Genomic DNA, 12,864 nt, shown 5'->3' on the forward strand with positions numbered 1-12,864 from the left:
TATATTAACCTGGGCGGAAGGGGATCAATCGGTTGAGTAATAAACCGCTGATCCCCGTGATGGCTACCGGGGCAGCCACTGCAGAAAAGCACAGGCAGTCCTGGTCCTGGGTGGCAATTGGGCGGTGTATCTGGCCAGGTTCGCGATATACAAAATCTCCCGGCCCATAAATCCCATTGTGGTCAGAGAAGCTGCCGTTTAGAACCACTGCAAACTCTGGCCCCCTGTGGTCGTGTTCTGGCAGCTTGGCTCCCCTGCGTAGACGGTGAAAGGCGACTTCATACTCTCTTTGCCCGGTCCTCACCCGACACACTTCTAAATTGCGAGAAGCTTTTCTCCACTTGCTGCTGGGGTTTTTTTCCAGCAACTTGTTCAATACTTTTGGTAAATGTTCCATTGCCGGGACCTGCTTGATTGATAAGTCTGGTTGTCTAGCAGGTTTTTCCAGATCGGTAATCTTTTCCTGGGTCTGGTCGATACGTGCAATTAAGCATTCGAAAGCCTTGGACTTCAGGGGTTGAGCGGGGCTTTGGTTTAGCAGGGAGCCACCCAGGCAATTGAGGCTGTGGTAGTGTGAGCGACAGTCCGCGCACATCTGGATGTGCGCGGCGACTACCAGGCTAGGTCCGCGTGCCAGGCTGCCGGCGGCGTATTCCAACAGTAAGTTATTATCGGGGTGGTGGCGAATCATACGGCGATCACCTGACAAATCGAGCTTGTAATTTCTTCATTGCCAGGCGCACGCGGGATTTCACCGTGCCCAGCGGTAGGCGCAGCTCTTGTGATATTTCACTGTGGGATTTTCCCTCCATGTAGGCCTTTTCCAGGATATGGCTTTGTTCTGCCGGCAGTGCACTTAAACCGTCGGCAATATCCCGCTCATTGCGTTTATGTTGCAAGAAAAGCAGGGGCTGATTTTCCAGAGCCTCATCCCAGATGTCAGCGACATCTATATCGCCTTCCCGGTGCCGATGGCGCTGGTTGCGGCGCAGCATATCGATACGGCAATTGCGCATAATCGTATAGATCCAGGTGCTGGCAGAGGCCTTACTCTGGTCAAAGCTGGGTGCCTTGTGCCATACCTTGAGCATTACCTCTTGCACCAATTCATCAGCTGCTTCGGTATTGAGTGCCTGGGTGCTACGGCTGTGGTGGAAGCCCTTAATCAGTGGAGCGAAGTGCCGAAAAACACGTTCAAATGCCTGCCTGTCACGCTGGGTACCGACCCGCGTGAGTAATGTACTCCAGTCATCTGCACAGTCCTGGGTGGCTCTCACTGCAATTCCATTGCTATTGAGTTTTTGTATCTGCGCCATCTTAGCGCTCTTTGCTGTATTGTCGATACTTACTACGCTCACTGGAAAGGTATGGATGTGGTTTTTTGAAATTTATTTTGTATCTTGCTTGTGATCCATCCTCAGTGGTTGGGCGTAGATTTAAGGGACAGAAGTGCGGGATATTGTGGAAGAGGCTATGAGCAGTCAAACGCTGGTAAAAGAACTTCAGACTTACTACCAAGATTTTTTGATGCGAGATCCAGCGGATTTATCTGCGATATATAGCGATGACGTTGTTTTTCGCGACCCACTATACCGAATTGAGGGGCTATCAGCGTTAAAAGCGCACTTTGGTGAAATGAGCCGGGGACTTACCCAGTGTCGCTTCCGCTTTGAAGAGGCATCCATTACCCATGAAAGTGCCTGCTTACCCTGGTATATGAACTACTCCCACCAATCCTTGAAAGGGGGGCGGCCGTTGCGATTGCGGGGCTGCAGCTTGGTGCGATTTTCGGATAAGGTATTTTATCACGAGGATTTTTACGACATGGGTGCAATGGTCTATGAGCAGGTGCCTCTGCTGGGTTCCCTGATTCGAAAAATCAAGTCGCGGCTGGGCCAGGGCTGACTGGTGGGTGAAATTCGTGATAAGACTGTATGGGTAACCGGCGCCAGCTCTGGTATTGGCCGTGCGCTGGCCCTGCGCCTTGCTCGGCACAATAACTTTGTAATTGCCTCCGCTCGCCGGCGTGAGACATTGGTAGAGCTGCAAAAATGCGCGCCCAGCCGCATCCAGATACTCGACTGTGATGTTGCTGATGATAATGCCATGGCGGCAGTTCCCGCCCGCCTTAATGAGTTTATTGACCACTTGGATATGGTGATTGCCTGTGCGGGTACCTGCGAATATGACAATGATTTACAGCTTGAAAGTGCTATGTATCGACGGGTGTTTGATGCCAATTTCTTCGGTGTCATAAATACCTTGCGCATCGCTCTGCCACTGCTGAGTGTAAGCCCTGCCCCGATATTTGCCGCCCTCGGCAGTCTTTCATCGGTTGTCCCTTTTCCGCGTGCGGAGGCCTATGGTAGTTCAAAGGCTGCGCTCGATTATTTTCTGGCATCGGTGCGTGCCGATTCCTGCCATACAAACCTCAAAGTTGTATGTATTCGTCCTGGGTTTGTAGACACTCCACTGACGGCGCGTAACGATTTCGATATGCCTTTTCTAATCAGCCCGGAGCGGGCTGCAATATATATAGAGAGCGGCCTTTCAAAAGGAAAATCAGTAATCGATTTCCCCCGACGTTTGAGTTGGCCTTTACGATTTTTTGGCTTTTTTCGTTTTATTTGGTTTCGTTTTTGCACACCCAGGATAAGTAGGATTCGCACTTTAAGGAAGAATTGATGCGTATTGCCATTATTGGCAGCGGTATCGCCGGACTCACATCAGCTTACTTACTAAGCCGCAGATATGACATAACCTTCTTTGAGGAACAGGAACGCCTGGGCGGGCATACCGCTACTATCGACATACAGGAGGGTGAGCGCCAACTGGCAATTGATACAGGCTTTATTGTATTCAATGACTGGACTTACCCGAACTTTATTCGCTTGTTGGATGAACTCGGAGTTGAATCCCAACCAACTTCAATGGGATTCAGTGTGCGCTGTGATCGGGAGGGCTTTGAGTACGCTGGTAATAACCTGAATACGCTGTTTTCCCAGCGCTCCAACATACTCAGTGCCGGCCACTGGCGAATGCTTTGGGATATTGTGCGATTTAACCGCGGCGCGTTACGTGATTGGCGAGAAGGGCGCTTGCACGATGGCCTGACCCTGGGCGAATACCTTCCTGCAAATGGTTATTCATCAGAGTTTGCCAATCGTTACCTGGTTCCTATGGGCTCTGCAATCTGGTCGGCTAGCGTGTCGCAGATGCTGGAATTTTCAGTCAGCTTTTTTGTACGCTTCTTTTTTAACCATGGCTTGCTCAATATAGTGCGCAGGCCTCAATGGCGGGTGATCAAGGGTGGGTCACGCTCCTATATAGATCCCCTGGCAGCACCTTATATCGACAGAATACGGCTCTCCACTAAGGTTTGTTCTGTGCGGCGTACAGAGCAAGGTGTGAAGTTATTAACTTCTGCCGGTGAACAACATTCTTTTGATGGGGTGATATTTGCCTGTCATTCTGACCAGGCTTTGCGATGCCTGGATGATGCTTCGGTTCGTGAGCAACAAGTCCTCTCAGCAATTCCCTATGCCTGTAACAAGGTAGTTTTGCATACAGATACCGCTCTGCTGCCGAAGCACAAGCTCAGCTGGTCTAGCTGGAATTACCGCTTACGCGCGGAGCAGGATCAGCTGCCAGTTCTCACCTACAACATGAATATCCTGCAAGGACTACAAACAGAAAAAACCTACTGCGTTACGCTGAATGCGGAAGAGCGAATTCAACAGGAGAAAATCCTGGCACGCTTCGAGTATGCCCATCCGCAATTCTCTGTTGCTGGCTCGCGGGCACAGCAGCAGTGGGCCAGTATCAATGGCGTAAACCGTACTTGGTTTTGCGGCGCCTATTGGGCCAATGGTTTTCATGAAGATGGTGTAAATAGTGCTTTGCGAGTGGCCGAAAGCCTGGGGGTTTGCTGGTGAAGGGGAAATTGTAGTGGAGAGTGCCATCTATACGGGCTGGGTACAGCATCGCCGTTTTTCACCTAGGCAGAATCAGTTTCGTTATAAAGTGTTTATGGTGTATCTGGACCTGGCGGAATTGGATAGCTTTTGTTCTCTTTCGCGGTGGTGGTCAACGCGGGGTTGGGCACCGGCGCGTTTTTGCAGGAAGGACTTCTTTGGTGATCCGGTTTTAAGTCTGGATGAGGCCGTGCGTCGTAGAGTGGAAGATGTTTGTGGAGAGCGTCCGCAGGGCCCTGTGCGTGTATTGGCTAATTGGCGTTATTTTGGCTACAACATGAATCCAATCACCATCTATTACTGTTTTGACGGAGAGGGCAATAAGGTACGCTGGCTTTTACTGGATGTGCACAATACGCCCTGGAATGAACGCCATAGTTATGTGTTGGATTGCCGCTCTGGTGCCCGGGTACAGAAAGTGGCATTTGCCAAAGCTTTCCACGTTTCCCCTTTTATGCCGATTACCCAGGGATACCGGTGGCGCAGTATCACTCCAGGAGATCGACTGACGGCTTATCTGCAGAATTTTGACACGAGTACCGGGGGAGAGAGTGAGCGCCCTCTATTTGATGCTGTACTGAGCTTGCGTCGCCGTGAAGTGAGTAGCGCGGTGCTCAATAGTATCCTGATCCAGTACCCATTCATGACCGCAAAGGTAATAGCCACAATTTATTGGCAGGCGCTGAAATTATGGATTAAGCGCACCCCCGTTTTTTCCCATCCGGGTAGTAAGCGTGGGACTCAGGGAGGAGAAGAGCAACTATGAAAGTCATACAACAGGTCCAAAGGGAAGAGAGTACTTCTTTAGCGGGGCTATCAGAGTCATGGATGGTTCGCCTGGCCCGCAGGCTAGTGTTGAGTAAGATGCGGGTAATTGATAGGGGGCATTTGCTTATCGAGGAGGGAGTTAATAAATATCGATTTGGCCAACCTATAGATCAAGCCTGTGTTCGTGCACATATAAAGGTACTGGATGGCAGTGCATACGTTCAGGTGTTACTCAATGGCACTATTGGTTCTGGTGAAGCCTACATGCAAGGGGACTGGACTTCACCGTGTCTTCTGAGTGTAATTCGTTTGATGGTCGATAACATGGATCTGATTGAGGATATGGACGGGCGTTGGAGTCAGTTACCACGAATGTTCCTGCGAGGTCTGCATCGATTAAACTCGAATAATCCTAACGGTTCGCGTAGGAATATTGCTGCACACTATGATCTGGGTAACGAATTTTTTCAGCTTTTCCTCGATAAGACCATGCTCTATTCATCGGCAATATTCCCCTCAGAGAAAACGCCGCTATTTGATGCCTCAGTACACAAAATGGGGCATATTTGCCAAAAATTACAGCTAGAGGCCAATGACCATCTACTTGAGATAGGAACCGGCTGGGGCGCAATGGCCATCTTTGCCGCAAAACACTATGGGTGCCGGGTAACTACTGCCACTATTTCTGAAGAGCAGTATGACTATGCCCGAAAGTGGGTACAAAAAGAGGGGCTGCAAGATAAAGTTTCTGTGCTCTTACAAGACTACCGTGATTTGCAGGGAAGTTTCGATAAATTGGTTTCTATTGAAATGGTGGAAGCGGTAGGGCATGAATACCATCGTAAGTTTTTTTCTACTTGCAGCCATTTGCTTAAAGATAATGGTTTGATGGTGATGCAGGCCATTACCATTCAGGATCAACGTTATCAGCAATATCGTAAAGAAGTGGATTTTATCCAGCGCTATATCTTCCCTGGTGGCTGCTTGCCATCAAACCAGGTGGTTGCTCACCATGTGGCGACAGCCACGGATATGCAGATGGTCGATCTGGAAGATATTACCATCCACTATGCACATACTATCCGCCACTGGCGCGAGGCTTTTTTGAAGCAGGTGGATGCAATGCAAGCTCTTGGTTTTGATGAACGCTTTATTCGTATGTGGGAATTTTACCTATGCTATTGCGAGGGTGGATTTATGCAGAGAGTGATCAGTGCCGCACAGTTTATTTTTGCCAAGCCGCGGTTTCTCGGTAGCTTTTAAAATGTGGCGATTTTTCGCCAATGCCATACTATTTGATATAGCATGGCCTCTCTGTGTGATTGTTGCCCGCCCCTGGATTGTAGTGCCTTTTACTCTGGTTAATTTGAGTATTCACCTGCTTTTCATAGCAAATCTGCGCAGGGAGCCCCTTTGGTTAGCGGGCATCTTTCTTTTCGGTGTGGGGGTGGACTCTGTGCTTTTCCATATTGGTGTGTTGCGCAATCTCAGTGGTAGCTCCTGGCCGCCGGTCTGGCTGATTTGTCTATGGTTGAACTTTGCTATGACACTGCGTTATAGCCTGGCAGTGCTGCAGCGTAATTTATGGCTGCCTGCCTTACTAGGTGGGATTTTTGGACCTTTCAGTTATTATACCGGCGCTTTACTAAACGGTACCGTGGAACTACACCGGCCCTTATGGCAGTCAGTTATGGTGCTGTCAGTACTATGGGCTGTGATGTTGCCGGTTTTTGTTCGGTTGGCACGTGCTCTGAATACGGCATCCAAATAGTTACTCTGTTGCCTCACTGATGGCCGGGCTAATCAAATATTTCTATGGGGTGAACTATGTTAGAGCTGCTGGCTGCCCTGGCGATATCAATGGCAGGCTGTGGCTATCAAGGCCAGACCTCTGCAACGGGCCTGGCATTCGATCCAGAAAGCCACAGCCTTGAATACTGTGAATATTATCTTCCCGCTGAAAATGGCCAGGTACAGGTGCTGTATTTTTCAGCTCAAGGGCAATTGTTTGCTAAAAAGACATTACTGGATCATACCGGTAACCCTCATGGTGGCACGACTATGCCGGAAGTTATACAAACCGACCTTCGCCACGGGGAAGTACGTGAAGTGCGAAGGGAGCAGGGGCAATGGTTGATGCGCTACCGTAAGTCCGGCCAGACAGGTTGGAAGAGTGTAATGCGAGAGCGGGAAAGTATCGATGTGGTAGATGCTGGCTTTGATGTATATGTGCGTGAACACTGGCAGGCATTAGTGCGTGGTGACGTCCTCAAATTCAATTTTGCCTCTCCAATGCATGGGCGGGCAATCAAGCTGAGGGCGCGCAAAGTAGCCTGTAATCAAAACCAGCTGGAGAATACCTGTATCCGTGTGGACGTAGCCCAGCCATTGTTGCGACTGTTTGCCGGCGATCTCGACTTAGTTTATGACAAAGTCAGTCGTAAATTGCTTAGGTTTGAGGGGGTAGTTAATATTCTCGATTCAAGGGCACAGAGCCAACGCTTGAAAATCTTTTACCAGTACCAATCATTAGGCGGATCATTCTAAGTAAAAAGCAGCCGGGTTAATCATCTGTAATGATATATATAACTTAATCCTTGGAGTAGACCCTGCTCTAAGGTGTCACTATTTATTGGTTTAAGGGAGTGTGGCTAGAGAATGGATTTCAAGCAGGTTAGCTATTTTCTTGCGCTGGCAGATACGCTGAACTTTACTCGTGCCGCTGAGCAGTGCCATGTGTCGCAGCCAGCTTTAACCCAAGGTATTAAAAAGTTAGAAGAGGAACTCGGTGGGAATTTAGTACACCGTGAAGGCCGATATATTGAGTTGACAGAGCTAGGCCGTAGTTTACGGAGCAATTTTGAACAAATTGATCATACTCGGCAATTGGTCAACTTAACAGCCCGCGCAATTACAGCTGGGGAATCTGGTGAGCTAAATATTGGGATCATGTGTACCATTGGGCCGCAAGCTCTGGTGGGGATGTTGGGTCAATTTCGATTAAATAATCCTCAGATATCCGTGGTGATTCATGATGTCGCACCACCAGCTTTGGGAGAGCTATTGTTGACAGGTAATCTTGATGCAGTGTTTTGTCTGCCGCAAAGTGTGGCGCATTCACGAATACGCTTCCTGAAATTATTTCAGGAACCGCTGGTTTTGGCTTGTCCTCCAAACCATAATTTTTTAAGCCGAAAGTCTATCTCTGTTTCTGATCTTGCCAATCAACCCTATGTTGAGCGTTTACATTGTGAATTCCGTCAGAAAGGCCAAGTGTTCAATAGAGAGCAGGATCTGGAGTTGGATATTGTATTTCGTAGCGAGCGAGAGGACTGGATTCAATGCTTGATTAGAGAGGGAGCAGGAGTCAGTGTGATTCCTCTTTACTCATTAATTAAGCCGGAGCTTGACTACCTCCCAATTACAGACCCACCATTATCTAGAACAGTAGGTCTTGCTACTACCAATAATTCTGTTTTGTCTCCAGCTCTTGAAAAATTTATTGCTGCTACATCTGGGTATGATTGGAGCTCTTTGGAAGCTAAGTGGTCAGATGATATTGTGAAGCTTTCTGCTGAGACTACTTAGCTTCTGGCAGCTTGAGTGGGGAAATCAGTGGCCGATAGAGATCCATAAAGACCATATCTTCTGTGGCATTGGCCATATGGCAGCCTGCGCAGGAAGAGATATCCATTGCTTCTGTACTGGCAGCATATGGGGGAGCATGGTGACCAAAGTTAAAATATCCCCATCCCCTGGACTCTGGAAATCTTGTTGAATCTTTTACAGACACGTCCATGCCGTTAACTTTTCCGGGAAAATAACCGCGACCGGAGGATTCGTAACGCGAACCATCGGCTTCTGTTGCTTTTCCTCCGGTAAGTTGCAGCTCTTTTAACATGATCGTTCCTTCGGGCCATTTACCATGATCCCGATAGTATTGAAAGGCTTCTGGTTGGACATAAACATTATGGTATTCTGGAAAGCTGGCATTGCCCCCGTTTAGTCCATTTGGGGTTATTGGCGAACCAATAAATACCCAGCGGCGAAACTCTTTTGGTTGAATTAACTCCAGTTTATTATCATCTGCCCACTCTGGTTCAATAATAATGTGCTCATAACTATTGGCAAATACTGCAGGGGAGTTTTTATAGTCCTCGCTTGCCGAAGTTATTGAAGAGTAAATAATCGCAGCCACAAAGACTACCTTTTTCAATATGCCGTATTCCATTCTTAGTATCCTTCAACCATTTTCAGGTGTATCACCAATGGATTTTGTGAATCCATCAATTAACTGTGAATATATGGGAGAGTTTAAAAAATGCCCAATAAGCATATGAAAAGTATTAATAAGTGATGCTTATAGTTTGAGAGACTTTTCCTGAGTGTATTTTCTTATGTAGCCAATACGAAAGTGGACGGTCTACCGCGTATGATAAGTTCTACCCTCCGAATGCTTGCTCCTGGAATTAAGGTGAGGTCCGGGTTTTCCTGTCTGCAGGGTCACACTTTTCTCCTCTTTTAGTGCTTCCTCGCTGGCGCCAACTTCAACTGAGAGCTAAACCTAAAGTAGAAATACGTGACAGCACCTCTGTCTCTAAGCACTAGCTGGAAGGGGTATCCGATGAATACTGGTATTACCGCCACTGCTGGACTCTGTATAACACTTCTTATTGGCTGTGCCGCCCAGCCGGAGCAGGTGCCTGGTGCTGGAGGAATTGTGATCGACACCTGGGGTGTCAACATGAATCAATACCAAATGGATCTTTCCGAGTGTAAGGGGATTGCCTACTCCACCTATAGCGATCAGGGCCGACGAGGCTTGGCCGGAGCCGCTGGAGGCGCAGTAGTAGGTGGGGCGCTTGGAGCTATTGTGGGTGATAGTAGCCGAGCCGCAGCAGCAGGAGCTGGTGCCGGAGCACTGGTTGGCGGTCTCTCCGGTGCGGGGAGTGCTGGGGCTGAGGCTGACCAGATCATCAAGAATTGTCTGCGCGGCCGAGGTTACCGCGTACTGAACTAAGTTCTATCACAGGAATTAGCCAGGTTTTCTCGTAGGTCCTCTGAAATTCAGCAACCTCACAGGACTTGGCTTGGGCCGGGAATATCCCGGCTCTTTTTTGTTTGGATGAGCACTGGTTTTCTGTGGTGGGAACCTGAATCAGGTTAACAGTAACGGGAGTACCTTATGCCGGAGAACAGTACCATCAATGCTTATGCAGTAATGGAAGCCGGCGGTCCCTTTCAGCCCTATCAGATAGAGTTGGGTGAGTTGGGCGCGACGGAAGTTGAGCTGGACGTACTCTATTGTGGCGTTTGCCACAGTGACCTCAGTATGATTGATGATGAATGGGGAGTATCCAAATACCCTATGGTTGCGGGCCATGAAGTCATTGGTCGAGTCGTAGCGGCGGGGAGGCAAGCTAGCCATTTTAAGCCTGGCATGGTAGTGGGATTGGGTTGGAATTCTGGTTATTGTGAGACCTGCCACTCATGCCGTTTGGGTAACCACAACCTTTGTGCTGAAGCGCGCTTTACCATTCTGACTAATGGCGGCTTTGCAGATAAGGTCAGGGCTGACATGTGCAGTCTTGTGATTATTCCTGAGGACATCGACTATGTCTCTGCGGGCCCTTTATTGTGTGGTGGAATTACAGTATTCAACCCATTAGTGCAGTTCAACATCAAGCCTACTGATAAAGTTGCAGTAATTGGCATTGGTGGACTAGGGCATTTGGCGCTCATGTTCCTTAATGCCTGGGGTTGTGAAGTAACCGCTTTTACCTCCAGTGAGCATAAAAGAAAAGAAGCACTATCATTGGGGGCCCATAAAACCCTCAACTCCCGTGATCCTGATGAGATCAAGTCTGCTTCAATGAGCTTTGACTTCATTATCTCTACAGTAAATGTCAATCTGGAGTGGGATCTTTATTTGCAAGCGCTAAAGCCTAAGGGGCGTTTACACTTTGTCGGTGCCATTGTAAATCCAATACAGTTTACACTCTTCCCAATGATATTTGGCCAGCGCTCCATCTCCGCATCTCCGGTAGGTAGCCCAGCTACCATGGAAACCATGCTCGACTTTGTCGCTCATCATCAAATCAGGCCCCAGGTGGAAATATTTCCCATGAGCCAGATTGAAGAAGCGTTCAAGCACCTGAAATCTGGCAAGTCTAAGTATCGGATTGTGTTGTCTGGAGAGGGATAGAGTACAGCTGGATAGCTGTAATCAAGTGCTTTCTCTGTGTGGGTCGATATATTGACCATTAAATATGGGGTTTTTTACTGATGCTTTTCATCGATGGAGGTATGTAGCCCCTAGTAGACTAGCTTCTGTTTAAACCGCGTGTCCAAATTAAGAATTAACGCAACTAAATTAGCTGCTGCTGGTTTTTGCGCGGGTAAAGAAAACGGTGGGATTAGGGCAGGCTCATTTTATATTTTTATTCTCTGCATAAATAGCTTTTTTGCCTTGATAAGTTTTGTAAAATCTCAGGTGAGCTTCATAAGAAAAGGTGTCTGATCTTGCTTTATAATCCTTGATCCAGCGTGTCAGCATATCAAGATTTGAATCCTGTGCCTCTTTGGATTCGTACTTATGTGGCTCCCAGGGTCTATTCCTGGCATTTTCTATACACTGTTCTATGCTGAGATCCATAAATATTATTTCTGTGGATTCTTCTACTAGAAGTTCAAGTAAATCGGTGTAGCATCCTTCTACCACCCAGTTTTCATTTTCCCTTAGAAAAACCTCTATCTTAACTCGGGATTCTTCTAAAGGCATTCTCTGGGGAGGGGAGGTGGGTAGCCATGCCAAAACATCCAAATCCAAATGAGCTAATCCTTTGTTATTTGAAAGGTGCTTAGCTAAGGTCGATTTGCCGGAACCAGAGTTTCCAAAAATTAATATTTTGCTCAATTGAAAATTCTATCTCTGTGATGAATAGGGTATTAAAAGGTAGGATCTTTAATGTATATGCTATCAGTAAGTATTGATTAAGGCCACCAGTAGTTGCTCTTTCAAGTGCACAGATAGTAACAATAAAGCACTGGCCGATCTATACATCGGCCAGTGCTAATATCTAAGTATTGCCTTTCCTGTGCCAGAATTAATCAGCTTTATGGTTGTACAACTGTTGCTATAGGGTATTTCTAGCCAGAACTCCCTTGGTCATAGCTAAATGCTCATGCTGAAGATTATAGTTGATTCCGTTGTTTGGTGAGAAGCCATAATGCTCTGCAAGTGCTGTCACTAGTACGTAGGTATAGAAGTCGCAAATTGATGTGTCGCCACTAAACTTATCTGCTGCTTTTAATAGATCTTGTTTGTTTTCAGTCAGTTGCTGACCAGTTTTTTGAAACTTCATATAATCACGTGTATCACTATACATCCAGGCAATGATAATCGTGTTTCCCACGGCTGTTGGTGCAAAAAGCCCCACCACGTTAGAGGCGATCGCCAAAAAATCTCGCCGGATCATTTTATAGTATTCCCTCCAGGATGTGTTCTGTGAGGCCAGATTACTTCTCAAGCCTTTAAGTGCGATAATTGTTGCCACAACTCCATTGATCTTTGATGAAATATCATTGACGGATGACGCTAACGAAGAGGCTGAAATTGCAAAATTAATACGCCTATCTTTTTTAAGAGCATTGTTTTTATCGATTTCTTTATCTATTTCTTTCGTGAGGAACGCCGTAGAACATAACCGCTGATAATCCACTGCAGCGATCCTAAAGCGGTCTCGTAAGTTATCAAGTTGTGCAATTTGGCTGGCAGGTACTCTCGAAGTCAGGTATTCCCTGAGAAAGGAGTGGATGGCCAGGATGCAGCTCGCTTCACTGTTAAGGTCGTTCCAATAAACTTGTCCATCCGCAGATCGCTCTCGACCAGATTTATAGTTATTGGCGACATCCTTATTAATAATTTTGGTCCAGGCGTCATAGCCTTTGGAGCAAAATTCAACCATCTCTTCTATTTTGGTATTAGTGAAAACGTCTGCACCCATGATTAGTCCCTTTGTCAGGTGGAGAATTTAAAGTGGAAGTCGGCACTCAGTTATATATGATGTTCTGGAAGGCCAGTTATGATGAGCAGCATAGGAGTAGTACCATAATTTGACTC

The 12,864-nt window shown here is 47.3% G+C and carries 15 protein-coding genes; 10 read left to right on the top strand and 5 right to left on the bottom strand.

Annotated features, from left to right (window positions below; translation table 11 throughout):
* Positions 1–4: 4 nt before the first annotated feature.
* Entirely contained in the window at positions 5–691 is a 687-nt protein-coding gene (locus G367_RS25365; RefSeq protein ID WP_020414990.1) for a ChrR family anti-sigma-E factor, read from the bottom strand.
* A 7-nt stretch (positions 692–698) separates the two neighbouring features.
* Positions 699–1,316, bottom strand: a complete 618-nt coding sequence (locus G367_RS0120260; RefSeq protein ID WP_020414991.1) for a sigma-70 family RNA polymerase sigma factor — start codon at positions 1,314–1,316, stop codon at positions 699–701.
* Between the two features lie 157 nt (positions 1,317–1,473).
* Between G367_RS0120260 and G367_RS0120265 the strand changes: the two genes are divergently transcribed.
* The 8 genes from G367_RS0120265 (at position 1,474) to G367_RS0120300 (ending at position 8,330) form a co-directional block, all read left to right on the top strand.
* Positions 1,474–1,905: a nuclear transport factor 2 family protein gene (locus G367_RS0120265; RefSeq protein WP_040629362.1), complete on the top strand. Its 432-nt coding sequence runs from the start codon at positions 1,474–1,476 to the stop codon at positions 1,903–1,905.
* A gap of 3 nt (positions 1,906–1,908) precedes the next feature.
* Complete coding sequence (locus tag G367_RS0120270) at positions 1,909–2,685, top strand: SDR family NAD(P)-dependent oxidoreductase (protein WP_020414993.1); 777 nt, start codon at positions 1,909–1,911, stop codon at positions 2,683–2,685.
* The gene (locus G367_RS0120275; RefSeq protein ID WP_020414994.1) at positions 2,685–3,935 is read left to right on the top strand and encodes an NAD(P)/FAD-dependent oxidoreductase; all 1,251 of its coding nucleotides are present in this window, start codon (positions 2,685–2,687) and stop codon (positions 3,933–3,935) included. Before G367_RS0120270 ends, G367_RS0120275 begins: the two co-directional genes overlap by 1 nt.
* On the top strand, positions 3,895–4,740 hold the full coding sequence (locus G367_RS24475; RefSeq protein WP_245556726.1) for a DUF1365 domain-containing protein: 846 nt from the start codon (positions 3,895–3,897) through the stop codon (positions 4,738–4,740). Before G367_RS0120275 ends, G367_RS24475 begins: the two co-directional genes overlap by 41 nt.
* Positions 4,737–6,005 carry an SAM-dependent methyltransferase gene (locus G367_RS0120285; RefSeq protein ID WP_020414996.1) on the top strand — a complete coding sequence of 423 codons (1,269 nt, stop codon included), beginning with the start codon at positions 4,737–4,739 and terminating at the stop codon, positions 6,003–6,005. Before G367_RS24475 ends, G367_RS0120285 begins: the two co-directional genes overlap by 4 nt.
* A gap of 1 nt (position 6,006) precedes the next feature.
* Positions 6,007–6,513, top strand: coding sequence for a DUF2878 domain-containing protein (locus G367_RS24480; protein WP_020414997.1), 507 nt, complete (start codon positions 6,007–6,009; stop codon positions 6,511–6,513).
* A 56-nt stretch (positions 6,514–6,569) separates the two neighbouring features.
* Positions 6,570–7,289 carry a hypothetical protein gene (locus tag G367_RS0120295; protein WP_020414998.1) on the top strand — a complete coding sequence of 240 codons (720 nt, stop codon included), beginning with the start codon at positions 6,570–6,572 and terminating at the stop codon, positions 7,287–7,289.
* A 111-nt stretch (positions 7,290–7,400) separates the two neighbouring features.
* Positions 7,401–8,330: a LysR family transcriptional regulator gene (locus G367_RS0120300; protein ID WP_020414999.1), complete on the top strand. Its 930-nt coding sequence runs from the start codon at positions 7,401–7,403 to the stop codon at positions 8,328–8,330.
* Here G367_RS0120300 and G367_RS0120305 read toward each other — a convergent pair.
* A complete protein-coding gene (locus tag G367_RS0120305) occupies positions 8,323–8,973 on the bottom strand; it encodes a cytochrome P460 family protein (RefSeq protein WP_020415000.1) in 651 nt (216 codons plus the stop codon). The genes G367_RS0120300 and G367_RS0120305 overlap by 8 nt on opposite strands.
* Before the next feature lie 393 nt (positions 8,974–9,366).
* On the opposite strand from G367_RS0120305, the gene G367_RS0120310 reads away from it, so the two are divergent.
* Together G367_RS0120310 and ahr are read left to right on the top strand one after the other, a co-directional pair.
* Positions 9,367–9,762, top strand: coding sequence for a hypothetical protein (locus G367_RS0120310; RefSeq protein ID WP_020415001.1), 396 nt, complete (start codon positions 9,367–9,369; stop codon positions 9,760–9,762).
* Between the two features lie 165 nt (positions 9,763–9,927).
* On the top strand, positions 9,928–10,947 hold the full coding sequence (gene ahr, locus G367_RS0120315) for an NADPH-dependent aldehyde reductase Ahr (RefSeq protein ID WP_020415002.1): 1,020 nt from the start codon (positions 9,928–9,930) through the stop codon (positions 10,945–10,947).
* Between the two features lie 222 nt (positions 10,948–11,169).
* On the opposite strand, the gene G367_RS0120320 is transcribed toward ahr, so the two are convergent.
* Positions 11,170–11,658, bottom strand: a complete 489-nt coding sequence (locus tag G367_RS0120320) for an AAA family ATPase (protein WP_020415003.1) — start codon at positions 11,656–11,658, stop codon at positions 11,170–11,172.
* 220 nt (positions 11,659–11,878) lie between these two features.
* Positions 11,879–12,748 (bottom strand): hypothetical protein, encoded by an 870-nt coding sequence (locus G367_RS0120325; RefSeq protein WP_020415004.1) that lies wholly within the window; start codon positions 12,746–12,748, stop codon positions 11,879–11,881.
* Between the last annotated feature and the right edge of the window lie 116 nt (positions 12,749–12,864).

The sequence above is a fragment of the Microbulbifer variabilis ATCC 700307 genome (genome assembly GCF_000380565.1).
GTDB lineage: Bacteria > Pseudomonadota > Gammaproteobacteria > Pseudomonadales > Cellvibrionaceae > Microbulbifer > Microbulbifer variabilis.

What these genes read in the sequence shown, in the direction of transcription:
- G367_RS25365 (WP_020414990.1), bottom strand. Translation starts at nt 691, where the DNA reads ATGATTCGCCACCACCCCGATAATAACTTACTGTTGGAATACGCCGCC.
- G367_RS0120260 (WP_020414991.1), bottom strand. Translation starts at nt 1,316, where the DNA reads ATGGCGCAGATACAAAAACTCAATAGCAATGGAATTGCAGTGAGAGCC.
- G367_RS0120265 (WP_040629362.1), top strand. Translation starts at nt 1,474, where the DNA reads ATGAGCAGTCAAACGCTGGTAAAAGAACTTCAGACTTACTACCAAGAT.
- G367_RS0120275 (WP_020414994.1), top strand. Translation starts at nt 2,685, where the DNA reads ATGCGTATTGCCATTATTGGCAGCGGTATCGCCGGACTCACATCAGCT.
- G367_RS0120285 (WP_020414996.1), top strand. Translation starts at nt 4,737, where the DNA reads ATGAAAGTCATACAACAGGTCCAAAGGGAAGAGAGTACTTCTTTAGCG.
- G367_RS24480 (WP_020414997.1), top strand. Translation starts at nt 6,007, where the DNA reads ATGTGGCGATTTTTCGCCAATGCCATACTATTTGATATAGCATGGCCT.
- G367_RS0120295 (WP_020414998.1), top strand. Translation starts at nt 6,570, where the DNA reads ATGTTAGAGCTGCTGGCTGCCCTGGCGATATCAATGGCAGGCTGTGGC.
- G367_RS0120300 (WP_020414999.1), top strand. Translation starts at nt 7,401, where the DNA reads ATGGATTTCAAGCAGGTTAGCTATTTTCTTGCGCTGGCAGATACGCTG.
- G367_RS0120305 (WP_020415000.1), bottom strand. Translation starts at nt 8,973, where the DNA reads ATGGAATACGGCATATTGAAAAAGGTAGTCTTTGTGGCTGCGATTATT.
- G367_RS0120310 (WP_020415001.1), top strand. Translation starts at nt 9,367, where the DNA reads ATGAATACTGGTATTACCGCCACTGCTGGACTCTGTATAACACTTCTT.
- ahr (WP_020415002.1), top strand. Translation starts at nt 9,928, where the DNA reads ATGCCGGAGAACAGTACCATCAATGCTTATGCAGTAATGGAAGCCGGC.
- G367_RS0120325 (WP_020415004.1), bottom strand. Translation starts at nt 12,748, where the DNA reads ATGGGTGCAGACGTTTTCACTAATACCAAAATAGAAGAGATGGTTGAA.